Source organism: Prevotella micans F0438 (genome assembly GCF_000243035.1).
Taxonomy (GTDB): Bacteria; Bacteroidota; Bacteroidia; order Bacteroidales; family Bacteroidaceae; genus Prevotella; species Prevotella micans.
Window position 1 is genome coordinate 402,350 of the sequence record NZ_JH594521.1, and the last position, 16,807, is coordinate 419,156.

19 protein-coding genes and 5 tRNA genes are annotated in these 16,807 nt (G+C 47.2%); 10 read left to right on the forward strand and 14 right to left on the reverse strand.

Going from position 1 to position 16,807, the window contains the following annotated elements; all coding sequences use genetic code 11:
• Nucleotides 1–24 precede the first annotated feature (24 nt).
• The 10 genes from pflA to HMPREF9140_RS01585 all read left to right on the forward strand — a co-directional run bounded on the left by pflA (nucleotide 25) and on the right by HMPREF9140_RS01585 (nucleotide 4,747).
• Nucleotides 25–777 (forward strand): pyruvate formate-lyase-activating protein, encoded by a 753-nt coding sequence (gene pflA / locus HMPREF9140_RS01540; RefSeq protein WP_006951274.1) that lies wholly within the window; start codon nucleotides 25–27, stop codon nucleotides 775–777.
• A gap of 611 nt (nucleotides 778–1,388) precedes the next feature.
• Nucleotides 1,389–1,462, forward strand: a tRNA-Pro gene (locus HMPREF9140_RS01545).
• Between the two features lie 26 nt (nucleotides 1,463–1,488).
• Nucleotides 1,489–1,561: transfer RNA gene (locus tag HMPREF9140_RS01550), tRNA-Gly, on the forward strand.
• A 62-nt stretch (nucleotides 1,562–1,623) separates the two neighbouring features.
• Nucleotides 1,624–1,705: transfer RNA gene (locus HMPREF9140_RS01555), tRNA-Leu, on the forward strand.
• Between the two features lie 31 nt (nucleotides 1,706–1,736).
• Nucleotides 1,737–1,820: transfer RNA gene (locus HMPREF9140_RS01560), tRNA-Leu, on the forward strand.
• 25 nt (nucleotides 1,821–1,845) lie between these two features.
• A tRNA-Gly gene (locus tag HMPREF9140_RS01565) sits at nucleotides 1,846–1,918 on the forward strand.
• Nucleotides 1,919–1,949: 31 nt separating this feature from the next.
• Complete coding sequence (locus HMPREF9140_RS01570) at nucleotides 1,950–2,489, forward strand: hypothetical protein (RefSeq protein ID WP_006951275.1); 540 nt, start codon at nucleotides 1,950–1,952, stop codon at nucleotides 2,487–2,489.
• A gap of 35 nt (nucleotides 2,490–2,524) precedes the next feature.
• Nucleotides 2,525–2,932 (forward strand): single-stranded DNA-binding protein, encoded by a 408-nt coding sequence (locus HMPREF9140_RS01575; RefSeq protein WP_018572000.1) that lies wholly within the window; start codon nucleotides 2,525–2,527, stop codon nucleotides 2,930–2,932.
• Between the two features lie 2 nt (nucleotides 2,933–2,934).
• Nucleotides 2,935–4,266: a gliding motility-associated protein GldE gene (gldE, locus tag HMPREF9140_RS01580; RefSeq protein ID WP_006951277.1), complete on the forward strand. Its 1,332-nt coding sequence runs from the start codon at nucleotides 2,935–2,937 to the stop codon at nucleotides 4,264–4,266.
• Nucleotides 4,235–4,747, forward strand: coding sequence for a 4'-phosphopantetheinyl transferase family protein (locus tag HMPREF9140_RS01585; RefSeq protein ID WP_006951278.1), 513 nt, complete (start codon nucleotides 4,235–4,237; stop codon nucleotides 4,745–4,747). The genes gldE and HMPREF9140_RS01585 overlap by 32 nt, the downstream gene beginning before the upstream one ends.
• Nucleotides 4,748–4,790: 43 nt before the next feature.
• On the opposite strand, the gene HMPREF9140_RS01590 is transcribed toward HMPREF9140_RS01585, so the two are convergent.
• From HMPREF9140_RS01590 to HMPREF9140_RS01655, 14 genes are all read right to left on the reverse strand, one after another.
• Nucleotides 4,791–5,531: a nitroreductase family protein gene (locus HMPREF9140_RS01590; RefSeq protein ID WP_006951279.1), complete on the reverse strand. Its 741-nt coding sequence runs from the start codon at nucleotides 5,529–5,531 to the stop codon at nucleotides 4,791–4,793.
• 102 nt (nucleotides 5,532–5,633) lie between these two features.
• Nucleotides 5,634–6,068, reverse strand: a complete 435-nt coding sequence (locus tag HMPREF9140_RS01595) for a DUF5606 family protein (RefSeq protein ID WP_006951280.1) — start codon at nucleotides 6,066–6,068, stop codon at nucleotides 5,634–5,636.
• Nucleotides 6,069–6,075: 7 nt separating this feature from the next.
• On the reverse strand, nucleotides 6,076–6,660 hold the full coding sequence (gene coaE, locus HMPREF9140_RS01600) for a dephospho-CoA kinase (protein WP_006951281.1): 585 nt from the start codon (nucleotides 6,658–6,660) through the stop codon (nucleotides 6,076–6,078).
• Nucleotides 6,657–7,670 (reverse strand): CdaR family protein, encoded by a 1,014-nt coding sequence (locus HMPREF9140_RS01605; protein WP_006951282.1) that lies wholly within the window; start codon nucleotides 7,668–7,670, stop codon nucleotides 6,657–6,659. The genes coaE and HMPREF9140_RS01605 overlap by 4 nt, the downstream gene beginning before the upstream one ends.
• Nucleotides 7,671–7,683: 13 nt before the next feature.
• Complete coding sequence (gene yajC / locus HMPREF9140_RS01610; RefSeq protein ID WP_006951283.1) at nucleotides 7,684–8,016, reverse strand: preprotein translocase subunit YajC; 333 nt, start codon at nucleotides 8,014–8,016, stop codon at nucleotides 7,684–7,686.
• 5 nt (nucleotides 8,017–8,021) lie between these two features.
• Nucleotides 8,022–9,026, reverse strand: a complete 1,005-nt coding sequence (gene nusB / locus HMPREF9140_RS01615; RefSeq protein WP_006951284.1) for a transcription antitermination factor NusB — start codon at nucleotides 9,024–9,026, stop codon at nucleotides 8,022–8,024.
• A gap of 302 nt (nucleotides 9,027–9,328) precedes the next feature.
• On the reverse strand, nucleotides 9,329–10,039 hold the full coding sequence (locus tag HMPREF9140_RS01620; RefSeq protein WP_006951285.1) for an ABC transporter ATP-binding protein: 711 nt from the start codon (nucleotides 10,037–10,039) through the stop codon (nucleotides 9,329–9,331).
• Nucleotides 10,040–10,042: 3 nt separating this feature from the next.
• The gene (locus HMPREF9140_RS01625) at nucleotides 10,043–10,930 is read right to left on the reverse strand and encodes an alpha/beta hydrolase (protein ID WP_006951286.1); all 888 of its coding nucleotides are present in this window, start codon (nucleotides 10,928–10,930) and stop codon (nucleotides 10,043–10,045) included.
• Nucleotides 10,927–12,423: a phytoene desaturase family protein gene (locus HMPREF9140_RS01630; protein WP_006951287.1), complete on the reverse strand. Its 1,497-nt coding sequence runs from the start codon at nucleotides 12,421–12,423 to the stop codon at nucleotides 10,927–10,929. The genes HMPREF9140_RS01625 and HMPREF9140_RS01630 overlap by 4 nt, the downstream gene beginning before the upstream one ends.
• Nucleotides 12,420–13,916 carry a phytoene desaturase family protein gene (locus HMPREF9140_RS01635; RefSeq protein ID WP_006951288.1) on the reverse strand — a complete coding sequence of 499 codons (1,497 nt, stop codon included), beginning with the start codon at nucleotides 13,914–13,916 and terminating at the stop codon, nucleotides 12,420–12,422. The genes HMPREF9140_RS01630 and HMPREF9140_RS01635 overlap by 4 nt, the downstream gene beginning before the upstream one ends.
• A complete protein-coding gene (locus tag HMPREF9140_RS01640) occupies nucleotides 13,913–15,370 on the reverse strand; it encodes a glycosyltransferase (RefSeq protein ID WP_006951289.1) in 1,458 nt (485 codons plus the stop codon). Before HMPREF9140_RS01640 ends, HMPREF9140_RS01635 begins: the two co-directional genes overlap by 4 nt.
• Nucleotides 15,363–15,740: a 3-hydroxyacyl-ACP dehydratase gene (locus HMPREF9140_RS01645; RefSeq protein ID WP_244858976.1), complete on the reverse strand. Its 378-nt coding sequence runs from the start codon at nucleotides 15,738–15,740 to the stop codon at nucleotides 15,363–15,365. The genes HMPREF9140_RS01640 and HMPREF9140_RS01645 overlap by 8 nt, the downstream gene beginning before the upstream one ends.
• Nucleotides 15,718–16,140, reverse strand: a complete 423-nt coding sequence (locus HMPREF9140_RS01650; protein ID WP_006951291.1) for a hypothetical protein — start codon at nucleotides 16,138–16,140, stop codon at nucleotides 15,718–15,720. Before HMPREF9140_RS01650 ends, HMPREF9140_RS01645 begins: the two co-directional genes overlap by 23 nt.
• Complete coding sequence (locus HMPREF9140_RS01655; protein WP_006951292.1) at nucleotides 16,121–16,753, reverse strand: outer membrane lipoprotein carrier protein LolA; 633 nt, start codon at nucleotides 16,751–16,753, stop codon at nucleotides 16,121–16,123. Before HMPREF9140_RS01655 ends, HMPREF9140_RS01650 begins: the two co-directional genes overlap by 20 nt.
• Between the last annotated feature and the right edge of the window lie 54 nt (nucleotides 16,754–16,807).

Here is a 16,807-nt window from a genome sequence, read left to right on the forward strand (position 1 = left end):
ATTTTCATACCCACAAAAACATTAATGGAAAAAAAAGAAATACTCGGCCGAATACATTCCTTCGAATCGTTCGGTTCTGTCGACGGCCCCGGCATACGCTTCATCATCTTCCTTAAAGGATGTACCATGCGATGCCGCTACTGTCACAACCCCGACACATGGGATACACAATCCGATGACCTCTGCACACCTGATGAAGTGCTCGCCAAAGCCCTGAACTATCGAAGCTATTGGGGAAAAGACGGCGGCATAACCGTTAGCGGAGGCGAAGCTCTCATACAAATCGATTTTGTCATCGAACTCTTCCGCAAAGCCAAAGCACTCGGCGTAAACACCTGTCTTGACACAGCTGCCCAACCATTCACCCGTCGCGAACCATTCTTCTCGAAATTCGAAGAACTCATGCGCTACACCGACTTAATACTTTTCGATATAAAACACATCGACTCACACGAACACAAACAACTCACCGGCTGGGGAAATGAAAATATATTAGATTGTGCACGCTATCTTTCCGACATCAATAAACCCGTGTGGATTCGTCACGTTCTCGTTCCCGGTCTAACCGACAACGACGACGCCCTCCTCCGCCTGCACGAATTTCTAACAACCCTTCGCAACGTGAAACGCATCGAAGTACTACCATATCATTCACTAGGCGTATTCAAATGGAAAAAACTCGGAATCCCTTACACACTTGACGGCGTCTCACCACCCACGAAAGAACGAATCCAAAATGCCCAGCGCATCTTGAATTGCCAGGACCTTGAAAACTAAAAGGAGAAATAAATCCTCTCCCATCAATTAATAGGATTATATCAACGGCGTCGCAGAACTTATATCATCGTTTGTGACGTCGTACTACCATATATCTTGGCATCTAAGCCGTGAATATTTCAAGAACAAGAGTTTCGCTCCGGCGCGAAACAGTGAAAATCGAAAAAATAGCCTGTCGCTCCAGCGCGAAAGCCGGAAAATCAAAAAAACATGGCTTCGCTCCGGCGCGAAATAGCAAAAATTGAAAAAGTAGCCTGTCGCTCCAGCGCGAAAGCCAGAAAATCAAAAAAACACAGCTTCGCTCCGGCGCGAAACAGTAAAAATTAAAAAATCACTTCGTCGCTCCAGCGCGAATCTTAGATTTTTATTGTTTCATGGCATAGAGTCCAGAATTTTTAGAGACAGGAAACCTGATATTAGAAAAGATATTCTGTAAGATTTTGCAGAAGATTCTTCTTACTTCTTAATGATATTTTTAACACCTTCGTCTAGCCACCTTTTTGTATGTTCCCATAGCCGGCAAAAAGTAATAGTAACCTTTGGCAGAAGAAAAAAATAAATTATCTTTGCATTCGCAATTTTGAAATAGAGTTAATCTGTTGAGAAATTAGCGGGGTGTAGCGCAGCCCGGTAGCGCTCCTGGTTTGGGACCAGGCGGTCGCAGGTTCGAATCCTGTCGCCCCGACGATAAGACTTAGTGGAGTTTTCAATGCGGCAATAGCTCAGTTGGTAGAGCGCGACCTTGCCAAGGTCGAGGTCGCGGGTTCGAGCCCCGTTTGCCGCTCTTTTTGTTTGACATTCTGTAATAAGTAAGCTCTAGGAAATCTTTCCGATAAATCTAGATTTGCCCAGGTGGCGGAATTGGTAGACGCGCACGTTTCAGGTGCGTGTGTTTCACGACGTGCAGGTTCGAGTCCTGTTCTGGGCACAAGCTTATTCAGAGACAATAATTTTTTGTTGGAGAGGTGGCGGAATTGGTAGACGCGCTACTTTGAGGGGGTAGTGAAAATTGTTTCGTGGGAGTTCGAGTCTCCTCCTCTTCACAATTAATTATAGAGTTTTTCTTATGCGGCAATAGCTCAGTTGGTAGAGCGCGACCTTGCCAAGGTCGAGGTCGCGGGTTCGAGCCCCGTTTGCCGCTCTTTTTTAGAGAAACATATTAACGCATCCAAATGAATTTATATTTAAGATTCTTCGACCACGAGATATTAGCTCATAGCGTCGACGAAGCCATTGACTTTTTAGTTTCTATTCCCGATATCCAGATGACACAAGATTTGGAGGCAGACATTAGGGAATATGTAGAAAGTGATGTCTTCTATCCGAAGCGATATAAAGTGCGTCCACGTATTTATTTCATTATAATTAAAACCGAGGCTGCAACGATGCTTGATTTCAAACAGAAAAAAGCATTGCGTAGTGGAAATGATTTCGTTCAACGCAAAGAAAACCCCTCTATTATGCATCTAAACCAAGAAAGAGAAGGATGGTATGAAGGAACATTGAATTTCAAACGAGTTGTTCTGATTCCATCAACCGGCAAGCACGAATATCGAGATACTCTTTTTGTTGCAAACTGCAAGGCTTTATCCGGCGCCGATTGCTATAGTCGAATTGTAGATTATCTGCGAGAAAGAGTTGATAGCCGTAGCCAATTCCCATCAGCAAAGGGAAAAAACTTCAATTTTAGATATCTTGGGATGTGGAGATAATCACATTCAGTGAGTCTTTTTTTGATGTTTGAGCAATGAACAAAGTAATGCTGATTGGGAATGTCGGCAAAGAGCCTGAGATTAGATATTTCGAATCCGACCAATGCGTTGCCTCCTTCAGTTTAGCCACAACAGAACGAGGTTATGTTCTACCGAATGGCACTCAAGTACCCGACCATACCGATTGGCATAATATAGTCCTGTTTAAAGGACTGGCTAAATACACTGAGAAATACATTCATAAAGGTGATAAGTTATATATCGAGGGACGTTTGCGTTATCGTAATTACGACGATAAGAAAGGTATTCGACACGCATTGACCGAGATATATGCCGACAATTTAGAATGGTTAGCCCAATCCAGACGTACGGAAAACACCACTGCAAATACTGCACAAACAGAAACAACCGGAGAAGAAACCGACGCTAAATTGCCATTCTAAAAATGCACGAACTACTACTTGACCTTTCATCCTACATTGAATTTCAACAGCCAACAATTGGTGTTATAATATCGGCATTGCTATCGGCCGTATTGTTATTCCTGTCAGGATTCGCAAGCGGGTCGGAGATAGCATTCTTTAGTCTATCGCCTAACGACCTCGACCAACTCGACCCAAACAAAAGGGTAGCCGACAAAAACATACAGCTTCTCCGTGAAGACAGCGAACGCACCCTTGCAACAATTCTCATAACAAACAATCTTGTCAACGTCACGATAATAATGCTCTCGAACTATGTGCTCACAAACCTAGTTCGATTCAAAGCCGAATGGCTAGAGTTTCTCTGTATAACCGTTCTGTTAACATTTCTTTTGCTGCTTTTCGGCGAAATTATGCCTAAAGTTTACAGTCGACAAAACCCGCTCAAATTCTGCCGAGGCGCTGCAAAAAGCATAATATTCCTCAGACGTCTCTTTTGGTATCTCGAAAATATTCTTCTCAAAAGTGGGGCATTTGCCGAGCGAGTGGTTCAAAAAGAAAATCGGCAACTATCTGTCGACGATCTCGAACAGGCCCTCGAACTCACCAATCAAAACGAAATTAAGGATGAACAGAAAATGCTCCGAGGAATAATCAGATTCAGCGACGAAACGGCAAGAGAAATCATGACCTCCAGGCAGGATATAGTGGACCTCGACATAAAAAGCAAATATGAAGATGTGCTTCAATGCATTGTTGAAAACAACTATTCGCGCATCCCAATTTATCAAGACAACCAAGACAACATCCGTGGCATACTCTACATTAAAGACCTGTTGCCTTACCTTTCGAAAACAACCAATTTCAGGTGGCAAAGTCTCATACGTCCACCATATTTCGTACCGGAAACAAAAAAAATCGACGACCTCCTGCGCGAATTTCAAAACAACAGAGTGCACATTGCAGTCGTTGTTGACGAATTTGGAGGGACAAGTGGAATTGTGACTATGGAAGATATACTTGAAGAAATCGTTGGAGAAATAAACGATGAATACGACGAGGAAGAAAAATACTACTCCAAACTAAACTACAACACCTACCTCTTCGAAGGCAAAACACTCCTGAGTGACTTCACAAGAATCATCGGAACGCCCGACGATGAATTTATCGACATTGAAGGTGACGCTGATTCACTCGCCGGACTGATTCTTGAAATAAAAGGCGACTTCCCAAGCATACACGAAAAAATAAACTACCGAAACTACACCTTTGAAATCATCGCCATCGAAGAAAGAAGAATAAGTAAAATAAAAGTCACCATAAATGAGCCGAATCATCATAAAACAGATAACTGATAACGGAACAAAACTCGGAATAATTAAAATCTCGAACGGCCGACAAGCCGAACAACAAGCCGAGAAACAACTCCTCCATGTAATGCTCGGCAAAGACGTTGAGTTAACCCACGGCCCCGACGGCGAACCCATCATTCCCGGCAATAACATAAGCATTTCGCACACTAAAGGGCACCTAGCCATAATTCTCTCTCCGACACATCATGTGGGAATCGACATTGAATATCGCTCTGAACGCATCCGTCGCATCGCCCACCGATTTCTGCGCATAGACGAACCTTTCAAAACAATCAACGACCTCCTTGCAGCATGGTGTGCCAAGGAAGCGCTATTTAAACTACACCATAAAGCCAAATTAACTTATCAAGAAATGAAAATTGTCCCCTCCGAGCGCATTGCTATCGACACACGTCATAAAACCGTGACCCCCTACACCATCAAAACAACCCGAGAATACACACTCCTCTACATGCTTGAGTAACATAAAAGCCGAGTCTGGGCCGGAATATAGGGTAGGGGGAGAATTAATCTAGAAAACCTTGATGCTTGAGGGCAGAGATGAGTGTAGCAGAAATATGCTCGTTGTCGGCTCGGGTGTAGCGAATGTCGGTGAAAACTTGCGCTAGAGTTTCTTTGTTGTTTATCTCGACAAACTGGCGGTTGGCGGGTAAGGATTCCTTTTCGGCATAGAACCGGTCGATGAGCTCGGGAGTGTAATCGCAATAGGTTTCGGAGTGGATGATACTTTCAATCGGCAAACGTTCAGACTGGTCGGGAGATTCGGCAGGCCAGCCGAGGGTTATTGTTCCTACGGGCATAACGAGTCGGGGCAGAGCAAGGGTTTCAACAATCGAGAGCGGATTGTAGAATGTTGTGCCGAGGAAGCAGGTGCCTAGACCCTTTTCTTCAGCCAGATTGCAGAATGTTTGGCAATAGAGTAGGGCGTCGGCGGCAGCGTTGACAAATGATAGGAAATTGTTGTAGCCCGGATTTCCTTTGCGCTGATGGGCCCAAAGTGTTGTACGGCGGGAGTCGGCGCAAAAAGTGAGCACAACCGGTGCCGATTCAACCATGGGCTGGTTGAAATGAGCCGGGGCAAGGCGACGTTTCATCTCCGAATTTCGGCTAATTACAACCGAATAGAGTTGTAAATTTCCCATTGTGGGTGTACGTTCGGCTTCAGTGAGAAGTTGGGTGAGAAATGTTTCTGAGATATCTTCGGATGAATATTTTCGAATGGTTCGGCGTTGTTTCAAGTTGTTCATATAAGCATATTTTTGTTTATTGACGAAAGTCTATTAAGAAAGAAGAGGATGTGTCTGGCTTTTTGCGGACACACCCTCTTTTTATTATGCCAGGGAAGAGATTTATTCTTGCGAATTGAGTTCATCTTGCTTAGGCATAAAAATTTCTTCGAAATCGGTTATACCAGCCGAGATGAGGATGTTGTACCATTGAATGAGCTTTTTGATGTCGCTGTTGTGAACGCGGTCGCGGTCGTAGTTCGGGACTATTTCGGCAAAATAGTTGTGCAGTTCGGTGGCCGATGCTTTGCGCCAGTTGAGCGATGCTGGTTGGGATGATTCTTTGTTGCGTAGCTTGATGAGCACTTCTCCGAGGCGTATATCGTCGTCGGTGGTGAACATGGTGATGTCGCCAAGACTGGTTACACGGTCGGTTGCGAAGGCCGGTTGCCTACGGTGTGTTTCGTCGAGCGCTTCAACGATTAGGTTTGCTTTTCCTCGGCTGACGAGTTTAAATAGCCCGGGCTTTCCGGCAATTGAAAGGATAGTTTCTGACATGTTGTGTTTATTTTTTATTTAATAATTCATTTTCTTCGAGTGTTTGGAGTAGTTGGTCGAGCTGTCGGTTGATATCGTGCTGGCCGTCGTTTATGATTTCATAATTACTTCGGCTTATGATTTCGGCTTGAGACATTTGTCTATCGACCCATTTCTTTGCTTGCTCGGGGGTAATGTTGTCGCGTTTAACTATGCGCTCTATGCGCAGTGGGGTGGGGGCGGTGACGCAGACAACAAAATGGATTGGGGTGCGACTGATGAAGTTGCTGTCGAAGAGGATTGCGCTTTCGAGCCAATCGAACCCGGATGTTTCGAAATCGCGGGCTACGGCGGGGTGGATGATGTCGTCGACGGCGCGGGCGTACCTGCTGTTTTCGAGAATGAAGCTGGCAAGAATCTTCTTTTGCAATTGGTTGTTTCGGTAAAGTTCCGGCCCCACGAGCTTGCTTAGCTGTAGTTGCATTTGGGGCGATGTGCGTAGAAGTTGTTTGGCAGCTTCGTCGCAGTTGTAGACCTTTATTCCTCGCTTGGCGAGATGTTGGCAAATGAAGCTTTTTCCGCTTCCGATTCCTCCTGTTATGGCTATTTTCATCTTTGTTCGATGATGTAGTCTATGTAGTTTGTTGCTAGTCGGGCATTTCGTACTCCGTTTGGTGTGGCGAGTAGATATAAGCGGCATTTTTCGGTATGTCGGGTCATGACTTCGTTGTAGTCGACAACGACTTTGAATCCGGTTGGTAGGAGTTCTTTTGTTGTGAGGTCTTTCGGGAGGGTTCTCAACCTCTGTGCTCCTACAACGAAGCTCACTGTTATTTTCCCGGGGAATGTTCGCAACACTTTATTTTCGGGTACGTTTGTTGGTTCTATGGGCACTTCTACTTTTTCTTCGGTGAGCACGTCGGGGAAGAGTTTTATTTTCACTTGTGCCGGAACGAATTTAGCCTTGGCTATCTTGGCCAGATTTACGGTTATTTCCTTGGGTTCTGTGAAGTTACCGACATTGAGTTTCTCTGTTTGTGCTTTATGGATGCTGTCGAGAACTTTTTTGGTGGCGTAGACAACGACACTATCGGGCGTGAACTCGGTATGCGCCAGATAGTAGCTGTTGCCGGGGTCTATGTTGCCAAGCATCTGTACGGGTACTTTCTTGCACTGTCCGAAGTTAAATGTAAACACTAGGTCGTCTGACTTTACGCTTGTAATCTTCGAGCTTTTGAATAGTTGTTGGTTGATTTGGCGTTGCACATCGGCAATGGGAATTGTTCCTGCGCCTTTATTGTCGCTGTAGGTATTGTAGTCGAAGAATATTGGATGGTTGAGTTGTTGTCCGAGTTGATAGAGGATAACCATGTAGCCTTTGTCGCGCACGGTGAAGTGTATTGTGGAATCTATTTCGCTTGTGATGACTACGTTTTTCGGCACTCCGATGAGGCGAATGTCAATTGAGAATTCTTTCTCGTATGTTTCGTCCAAGGTCATCGTAAGCCAGAAGAGTCCACTGAGAGCGAGGAAGAACAAAAAAATCAGAAACTCCTTGTTGATAATTTTCGACAAGAAGTTTCTGAATTGTTTGGGTGTTTGCAACACGTTGCGAACCATCATCGATTTTCTTTTCTTACTTGGCTTGCTGTTGTTGTGCTGATGATTGTGCATCGGCAAAAACGGTGTTCTTGTCTACCGTGATAACAACGCCGCGTGCTATTTCAACTTCTACTTTGTTTGTTGTGAGGTCTATTCGTTTCACGGTTCCGAATATTCCGCCTCCTGTTACAACGGGCGAGCCTTCTTGGAGTGAGTTCTGGAAAGCGCGAATTTGTTTTTGTTTCTTTTGTTGCGGACGAATCATGAAGAGCCACATAACAACGAATATGGCTACCATCATGAATATCATCGGAAGCGGACTTCCTTGTCCTGCGGCCTGTGCGGCCAGAAAAATTGCTGTGTTCATTTCTTTTATATGTTTGTTTTGTTATTTTTTTCTTCTTGGTGTTCTGGGTGTTTTTTGTCTTGCTTTTTGCGTGTGTTGGGTTCTGGAAGTTGCTTAAACAGTTTGCTGGTTTCGATGAGATAGCGTGCAATAGAGTCAAGCATTCCGTTGATGTAGTTTCCGCTTCGAGGTGTACTGTAGAGTTTTGCCAGGTCGACATATTCGTTGATTGTCACCATGATTGGAATGTTGGGGAAATTGAGCATTTCGGCGATTGCAATCTGCATGATGATTACGTCCATATAAGCAAGTCGGGAGAAATCCCAGTTGCGACTCGTATCGCGCATGTAGCGTTGATAGGTTTCGGAGTTGAGGATGCTTGAGCGGAATAGTTTTATTGCGAAGTCGCGGTCTTCCTCGTCTCTGTATTCGGGCAGCAGTTCCTGATCGGCTTTGTTTGCCGGGTCGAACCGTTTTATGGTTTTGAGCACGAATGTATCTACTACTTCTTTGTCGTCGTTCCAATAGAGACTTTTTTCTTCGAGCAGCAAGTCGAGGTCTTCGTTTTCCTGAATGAGTGTGCGATAGATTTTGCGCCATAGTTCGCGGTCGGCGTTGTAGGAATCTTCTGTGCTTTCCATGTAATCCTTGTAGATTGTGCTTTGTTCTATTTGGTTGCACAGTTTTCGAACGGTTTCGATGTCGTCGGCCCAATGTTGTTTTTGATTTTCGAGGAAGGTATTGAGTTGTTTGTTTTCTTCGAGTTGTGCGGCAAATTTGTTGTTCACGAATTTCGATGATGGGGCTTCGGTTGCTTCGCGTTCGGCCTTTGCTGTGAGAATTTCGACACGTCTTTGCTCCTCTTGTGTTATTGCTGGAATAAGCGCGAGAAGATAATTATAAAGTGCATATGCTTTCGACAGACTATAGAGGAGTTCTTTTTCTGCGTTATCCATATTTCGGTTGCCGTTTTGATAGTATGCGTAGGTTAACTGTAGAACCTTTATCCGAATTAAATCTCTATTTATCATAGCGTGTCTTAATGTTGTTTTTCTTTCTAAATCTTTGATGTGCAAATGTAAATAAATTCCCTCGGGCGTACAAAGCACCCGTTTGTTTTTAGGGTTTTCGAGGATGTCGGAGCTTTCCCTCACGGGGGAAGAGCATATTTTTCCTCATATGGCATTTCCCTCATGAGGGAAGAATAGTTTTTTTCTCAGGTAGTGTTTCCCTCGTGGGGGAAGAGTATCTTTTTTCTCAGGTGGTATTTCCCTCGTGGGGGAAGAATAGTTTTTTTCTCAGGTAGCGTTTCCCTCGCGGGGGAAGAAGCAGACTAGGATTCGAACATCGATTTGATATTATGATTTAGCTCGACGGATGAAATGGGATGCAGTTTTCCATTTTTTATTTCGAAGAGTTTATCGGCGAAACGAGCAGCGAGTTCGAGGTCGTGGGTTGAGAGGATTATTAGTTTATTGTTTTGGGAGGTTAATGTGTTGAGCAATCTGAAAAGTTCTATTCGCGAGTGATAGTCGAGGAAAGCCGTTGGTTCGTCAAGCAATATTATGGGTGTTTGCTGTGCGAGTGTTCGGGCAATCATTGTTTTTTGCAGTTCGCCGTCGGAAAGGGTGCTCAAACGACGTGATGCCAGATTTTCGATGCCCGTAATTGCCAAGGCTTGGGCTATGATTCGAGTGTCGTGAGAGGTGAGTTTTCCGAAGAATCCGGTGTAAGGCGTTCTACCTAGTCCAACGGTTTCGTGTACGGTTAGATGTTCAATATCGGTTCGTCCGGTGAGCACTATCCCGATGAGACGGGCTCGTTGATGTTGCGAAAGTTGGGCGATGTCGTGCCCGTTTATTGAGAGTTCTCCGCTCCGTCGCGGCACGAATCCGGCAATGGTTTTCAGTAGGGTTGATTTACCAGCGCCGTTCTGTCCGACGAGGCATGTGAACTGGCCTTGACTAATAGTTGCGTTGATGCCCGACAGGATTGGCTGATGACCGCGATAACCTATCGACAGGTTGGAGAGGGTTATGTTCATTGGTTAATCGTTGAACTGTTCTACCCAGCTTAGGAAATTGTATTTCCACAGTCGGCATTCCTCTGTGCGAGCGTTTTCCATAACGCCGAAACCGTGGCCGCCCGTGGTGAAACGAATGTACAGGTGGTTTATGCCTCGGGCACTGAGGGCTTGTTCAAGTAGCTCGGAGTTCATGGGATGAACAACACGGTCGTCAAGGCAGTTGGAGATGAACATTGGCGGACAATCGGCCGGTACGTGGAGTTCGAGCGACAAGGAATCGCGCATCGCCTTGTTGTTCTTCCCCCATTCCCCCAGTAAACCTTTCCGCGAACGCTTATGAACATATCGCTTGTCGGTGAGTGTCACGACTGGATAAATTGCTGCCACAAAGTCGGGCCGCAGCGACACTCGGGGCTGTATGCCCAGCGGAGCGAGGAAGTTTGTTGCATGGAACTCGGCAGCGGCAACGGCCAAATGTCCACCAGCCGAAAAGCCCATCACGCCAACCTTTGAAGGTGAGATGTTAAATCGTTCGGCCTGCTCGCGCACAATTTGTAATGCACGCTGGATGTCGCGAAACATGTCGGGTTGCCGAACGCCTCGGAAGAGTAGCCGCGAGTGGGTTATGAAAGGCCATACGCCTACCGTACGATATTCCAGCACAAAGGCTGCGATGCCGTTAGATTGGAGCCATCGGGCCACATCGTGTCCTTCGATTTTCCGGTCGAGCCAGTGATAGCTTCCGCCCGGGCACACAATTACGGCCATATTTTTCCGTCCTTCAGAAGGCAGATAAGGCGTGAGTAGAACACGTGGAGCGCGTTCGGCAGTCCCGTCCCATATCCTGATTTGTGCTTGGGCTGAAAGGGTCAAAGTCGCTATAAAAAGCAAGCATAGAACTTTCTTCATGGTTGCATCTGATTGACAATTTTGTTTGCACCTACGATGGCTTCGGCGGTGGTGATGGCCGAAAGCGGAACTCCGCAAATACCGTGTAAGCCTACGTTTTGTCCTGTTAGGAGGAGATTAGGAATCTTGGTTACCACGGGTACTTGGGTGAGAATGATGTTGTGGCAATCTTTGGCGTAGCCGTAGAGCGAGCCATTCGGGGTATGGAAATAGTCGCGTACGGTTAGCGGACTGGCGGCGTGTACTCGTTTCAGCGCTGGGCGGAAGTTGGGGTAACATTTTTCCATAAGGCAAATAATGTCCTCACATCGGGCTGCTTTCCATGTCTCATATTCTACTCCGCGCCGCCCTGTTCTTGTATCGGCCCATTGCTCTACGGCTTGATAAGGCATTATGCAGTTTATAATCATGTGTGAAGCGAAGGAACCTTGCTTGGCTGTAGCGGGAGTCATATACATGAATCCGGCCGGCCAGCTGGCCTCGTCATACTGAGCGAGATTCCAGATATTGTCGTAATCGCGTTCGTAGTAGCACGTGTGGTTTATGTAGGGGAACGTTTCGTCGCGGAATTCGATGAAGAGTGTGAATGCCGAGTAGGTATTCGGAATGTTTTTAAGGCGGTTCTGATAGGCCTTGGGGAATGCGCCGGGAGTAATGATTCTAAAGAGTTCGGAGGGGTGTATGGCGGCAATGTATTTCTGGGCTGTATGGACCGTACCATCAATGGTTACGACTCTCTGCACTTTGTGCTCGGCAACCTCGATACTCTCCACAGGAGCATTACCAACTACTTCGCCGCCGGCTCGAATGATTACGTCCTTGAGAGCCTCGGCCAGCTGCAAACTTCCACCCTCGAATCGTGATGGCCCGTCGATGTAGAGCACGTTGATGAGAGCGTGGATATAGGCTGGCGTCTTACCTTTTACACCGCCGTACATAGGGTTCATGTAGGCCAGCAGATTGCGCAACCTGGGGTCGGAGATGTAGTGGGAAATAAGTTCGTCGGCCGACCAAAGGAAATGCTCGCTGTGTTGCGGCAGACCGGTGCTAGAAGGCCTAAGATAGAATGCATCCACCTCGTTGGCTATATTGTAGAGTGCGTCAACATATTCATGAAGCTTACTCTGCTGATGCGGAAAGTGTTCAGCCAAACTCTGGACGAAGGCGTTACGTCCTGAAGCTATGCGATATGTTTTGCCGTCACTGGCACAGGTTATTTCATCCATGCAATCGGCATCGAGGTGACGTATGGCTAAGTTCTCCATGATTCCCAGATGGGAACATATCCTCCGTAGCGTTCCTCCCTCGCGGAATCCTCCGAGGATGTGCATGCCAGTTTCGAACTCTACGTTGCCGCGACGAAAAGTTTGCAGTCCACCGCCAATCGTTGCATTCTTTTCGAGCACTTTGACGACAAGTCCTTCGTGTGCCAGCAAAGCTCCGGTGAAGAGTCCGCCAAGTCCGCCGCCTATGATGATTACGTCTTGATTCATTCGTTGATTTGCCTGTAGATGGTTTCGGCCGAGAGTAGTTCGCTGCACGTAACGATGGTGCCGACGAGTACTCCGAGCATACCGTGTGAATTGATATTCTGCCCGGTGAGCAGTAGATTCGGAATCTTCGTTTTGTGCTGCACGTGACATGCGGCTGCTTTATTGATGTCTTTGCCCACGCCATACATCGAGCCGCCTTCGGTTCCGGTGTAATCGAGATAGGTTAGAGGCGTGGAAGTCCAATAGTTTTCGATTGCGTCCTTCAGTCCCGGGCACTGTTTGTCGGCCTCTGCAATTAGGTGTTCTGCTTTCTCACGTTTAAAAGTCTCATAGGCTTCGCCACGCTGACCGATACAAGTGCCGGCCCATTGAGCTACATCTCCAAAGCGCATGTAGCTCAACAGTTCGCCACACTCGGCGTAAATCGGTGGCTTTTCTGTAACAAGACGTGGACACATGTGCATGTATAGAAATCCACGTGGCCAGTCGGCGTCGGTGTATCGTTCGCAATCCCATGGCGAAGAGGTGCGATAGCCGTAGAAGTTATGATTGATATATTGCATTTTTTCGGGACGAAACTTCATATAAACAGCGAATCCGCCGGTTGTGTTCGGCAAATTTAGCAAGCGTGCTTTGTAGGCTGGGCGGATGAGGGGCGTATCTCCCAGCAGTTCCATGAGTCGGGCGGGATGAACGGAGGATATGATGATATCGGACGTAATAAATTCCTCATCGGCTGTGACGACTCCCGTTGTCCGACAATTATTGCAGATGATGCGGCTCACTTTCTTGTGCGTCTTCACATCACCACCGTATTTGCGTAGGGTTTTCGCCAGTGAGAAGGCTATTGCATCGCTTCCGCCTGGGATGCGGAATGAACTTTGGTTATAGAAGTCGGTTATAAAGGCGTGGGTTGCGAAAGGTGTTCGCCCACGTTCGGCGGCATAGAGTGGCAGGTTGCCAACGAGCACGTTTCGCAGCGTGGTATCAGCGGTGAGCGAACTGATAACGTCGTCGATACTGCGTATTTGGTATTCAGTGTTCAGGGTGTCGTTGCCGTCGGTTTGTTTTAGTGAGTGAAGCGATGAGGCCGAGGCGATGCTTTCAACGAGGTCGAAATATCGGGCAAGATTATCTTTCTCGGCCGGGAAGCTGCGTGCCAGCTCTTCGATAAAAGGCTCGCGACCGTTGGCAAAACGAAACTGTTCACCGGCCAGAGAAATAACATCATATCCATGGAGGTCGAGCCTGCTAAGGGGCAGAGCGTCGAGTTCAAGATAATGCATTAGTCTATGGAGCGTTTGTCCTTTGTCGGCACTTCCGATGAAATGCATCCCAGTTTCGAACTTAGCTCCATCGCGATGAAAACATTGTAGGCAACCACCAATCTGCGCACCTTGTTCGAGTACAGTAACACGATAGCCGTTCTTAGCGAGAATTACTCCGCAGGAGAGTCCACCCAGTCCGCTGCCAATAATTATACAATGCTTCATAAAGAGTCATGGTTCGTTTGAGTCCACTCCCGATATTTCCGACGGAAGAACTTAGCCATTTCCATGGGCGTGTTACCACATCGACCGTCATCAACCGAGATGCGGGGTTTTATTTCGATGGTTATGTTGCCCGGTGTCACAGTTCGGGCGCGCTTGTTGAGCACAACTCCCGTGCCATGCAGAACTACGGGTACGATGTCGAGCTTGAACTTCCGTGCTAAACTGAACGCGCCTTGGTGGAAACGTAACACGTCGAGACTGGCCGAGCGGGTGCCTTCGGGGAATATCATGATGGAATAGCCTCGGCCGATGAGCGATTCTATCTGGGCTTCGTTCTTCGTGATGTCGTTGGTAATGGTGAGGAACTCGGCATAGCGGATGGCGAGTGCGTAGAGTGGATTCATCCACACCCACCTTTTAGTTACTATTACCAGACGCGGTGTGAGCATCATTATGCACAGCAGGTCGAGGTGACTCTGGTGGTTGCTGATGACCACCGCGGGGCGGATGAAGTCTTCACCGTCGGGGTTGTCTATCCGGGTATTAACGCCGGGAACGAGCTGCATGAGCCAGTACGACATTCGTTGGATTATACCGTGATAAGTCAGTCGCTCATCCTCGGAAACCTTGTGTGAGCTGAAGTAAACGAACAGTCCTACTTGCACGAACATCATCACAACAAACAACAGCAACAAAACGCTAAGTATGAGTGTGAAACTTAGTAGACGTTTCGGCCAAGCATACACTGCGGCTAATACGCAAAGCACGGCGTTGAGTACGGATATACGAGCAAAGTCGCGGCCAGGGCGGAAGTGGCTCACGCGTTCGTCTCGGGGCGGATAGTAAACATGGATGGGAATGCTATGCAGACCTACTCCGTGCCATGCAGCATAGACCATGAGTTGGAGTTCGGCTTCATAGCGCGAGGTAACGAATCGCAATCCGCGAAGGTGGTGCAGTGGATAGGCGCGGAAGCCGGTTTGAGTGTCGGGTAGGCGTTTGCCGGTTTGAATGGCGAACCAGAAGTTGCTGAATTTGTTTGCAAACCTACTTTCGGAGTCCATGTTGCACTCTGCGTCTTGGGTGAACAACGAAGGGTCGAAGCGGTTGCCAACAATGATGTAGCCGGGGTAACGATTGATGGCTGCGAGGAAGGCCGGTAGGTCGGTTGGAAGATGTTGTCCATCGCTGTCGATGGTGATGGCATAGCTGAATCCCTGTTTCCTGGCTTCCCTGAATCCGCTGCAAAGTGCGCGACCCTTACCGCGGTTGCGTTCCATGGTGAGCACAGTGATTGGTAGTTCGCATTCAGTTAACAGACGGGGCGTTGAATCGGTTGAGCCATCGTCCACCACAATGATGTGGGGTATGAACTTGCTCACGCCTCGAATCACCTCCATCAACGTTCGTGAGTTGTTGTAGGTGGGGATAACAACGCACACCTTTTCATTCATATATCAGGGAGAGTTTGGCATAGGTTTGATTCTCGTCCGATATGTCGGCCTTGACGGTATATTGCCGTACTCCGTTTTCGCCTAGATTGGTTTTATAGCCGAACGAGAACATGGGTTCGTTTTCGGGTGTGAGTAGCGATAGAAATTTAATGTTCTTAGCTCCTCGCAGCAATAGCTTCCGTTCGAGTCGTTTCTCCACAAGTTCGGTGAGCATCTGAACCATGCATACTCCCGGCGTTACGGGTTGCCCGGGGAAGTGGGCACGATAGATTTCATGCTCGCCGTTGAGTTTTAGTCGAACAACGGCTCCTTCAGGGCGTTCGTCGTAGGCCAGGATGCTGTAGAAATTACTCTCTAGTTTCATTGTCATATTGTTTCAAGGGTTTGAACACATATTCTATGCCACGTTTCGTGTTGTTGTATTCGCATTCGCCCGCTTCTATGAGGATGGGTACAATGTACCGCATGTCGTGCCGAAGTACACGTCGGATGTACCATTTGTCGAGTGCGGGCGTAACGTTCTCGAGCTTCAGTTTGTTTCGCTGTTTGTTGTAGACGAAGTCGAATGCTTTCAATCCGAACTCGTTTATCACCGAACCAACGGTTTCATGTTTGTCGCTCGTTACCATGAGGCACAGACCGGTGACCACGGCTTTTCTGAACGTGAGCTGCACTGACAGTCGGAGCGTGTCCGATTGTGCCGATGCACCAAGTGAAATGGCGAGTAGACATACGGCGAACAGGCTCGACTTAATTAATCTTATATTCATTCTGGCTAACTGTGACGTTCTTTGTCGGGTTTAGCAGTTCGATGGTTGTTGTGTCACCTCCGCGTTCGAACATTTCCACGCGTGTGGCTATCATTCGTTTCGTGTCGAAGGTTATGACGAGCTGCGTGAAGATTTGTTTCAGTTCTTTTTTCAGGGGAATGAGTTTGGCAATCCAGTTGGTGCCGCTCACGAGCATTTCGGTTTTAAAGTTCTGGCGGTCGGTTAGGCTCTTTCCGGTTACGCTGCTCATCATGATTTGTGTTATCTGCCTGAAAACTTTGTTTTTGTTAGCGTCTACCACGTTGGTTTGTCTGCCGCTTTTCATGTAGACCTTGCTACCGTTGACGATAAATATATATTGGTATGGACTGGTGTATTCCCACCTCAGTTGTGATGGTTGCGTGTAGCACATTCGCCCTTTTGACACCATTTTGCTTTTCATCATTCGTAGTGTTTTGGTTTGCTTGAACGTGCATTGCATTGTTTTCATGGCCTGTGCTGCATGGCCTATTTGTTCCATCATTTGTCGTGCTTGCTCTTCTTTCACGGATGTTTGGGCCGTTGCCTCCGCAGTCAGGAGGATTACGATGAGCAGGGAGAGTAGTTTTTTCATATTTCCAAATGTTTTATGTGTTCGTGAGGTGTGTGAATATAATATATAATGTAT

Coding starts and splice junctions, on each gene's coding strand:
- pflA (WP_006951274.1), top strand. CDS start 25: ATGGAAAAAAAAGAAATACTCGGCCGAATACATTCCTTCGAATCGTTC.
- HMPREF9140_RS01570 (WP_006951275.1), top strand. CDS start 1,950: ATGAATTTATATTTAAGATTCTTCGACCACGAGATATTAGCTCATAGC.
- HMPREF9140_RS01575 (WP_018572000.1), top strand. CDS start 2,525: ATGAACAAAGTAATGCTGATTGGGAATGTCGGCAAAGAGCCTGAGATT.
- gldE (WP_006951277.1), top strand. CDS start 2,935: ATGCACGAACTACTACTTGACCTTTCATCCTACATTGAATTTCAACAG.
- HMPREF9140_RS01585 (WP_006951278.1), top strand. CDS start 4,235: ATGAGCCGAATCATCATAAAACAGATAACTGATAACGGAACAAAACTC.
- HMPREF9140_RS01590 (WP_006951279.1), bottom strand. CDS start 5,531: ATGAACAACTTGAAACAACGCCGAACCATTCGAAAATATTCATCCGAA.
- HMPREF9140_RS01595 (WP_006951280.1), bottom strand. CDS start 6,068: ATGTCAGAAACTATCCTTTCAATTGCCGGAAAGCCCGGGCTATTTAAA.
- coaE (WP_006951281.1), bottom strand. CDS start 6,660: ATGAAAATAGCCATAACAGGAGGAATCGGAAGCGGAAAAAGCTTCATT.
- HMPREF9140_RS01605 (WP_006951282.1), bottom strand. CDS start 7,670: ATGATGGTTCGCAACGTGTTGCAAACACCCAAACAATTCAGAAACTTC.
- yajC (WP_006951283.1), bottom strand. CDS start 8,016: ATGAACACAGCAATTTTTCTGGCCGCACAGGCCGCAGGACAAGGAAGT.
- nusB (WP_006951284.1), bottom strand. CDS start 9,026: ATGATAAATAGAGATTTAATTCGGATAAAGGTTCTACAGTTAACCTAC.
- HMPREF9140_RS01620 (WP_006951285.1), bottom strand. CDS start 10,039: ATGAACATAACCCTCTCCAACCTGTCGATAGGTTATCGCGGTCATCAG.
- HMPREF9140_RS01625 (WP_006951286.1), bottom strand. CDS start 10,930: ATGAAGAAAGTTCTATGCTTGCTTTTTATAGCGACTTTGACCCTTTCA.
- HMPREF9140_RS01630 (WP_006951287.1), bottom strand. CDS start 12,423: ATGAATCAAGACGTAATCATCATAGGCGGCGGACTTGGCGGACTCTTC.
- HMPREF9140_RS01635 (WP_006951288.1), bottom strand. CDS start 13,916: ATGAAGCATTGTATAATTATTGGCAGCGGACTGGGTGGACTCTCCTGC.
- HMPREF9140_RS01640 (WP_006951289.1), bottom strand. CDS start 15,370: ATGAATGAAAAGGTGTGCGTTGTTATCCCCACCTACAACAACTCACGA.
- HMPREF9140_RS01645 (WP_244858976.1), bottom strand. CDS start 15,740: ATGACAATGAAACTAGAGAGTAATTTCTACAGCATCCTGGCCTACGAC.
- HMPREF9140_RS01650 (WP_006951291.1), bottom strand. CDS start 16,140: ATGAATATAAGATTAATTAAGTCGAGCCTGTTCGCCGTATGTCTACTC.
- HMPREF9140_RS01655 (WP_006951292.1), bottom strand. CDS start 16,753: ATGAAAAAACTACTCTCCCTGCTCATCGTAATCCTCCTGACTGCGGAG.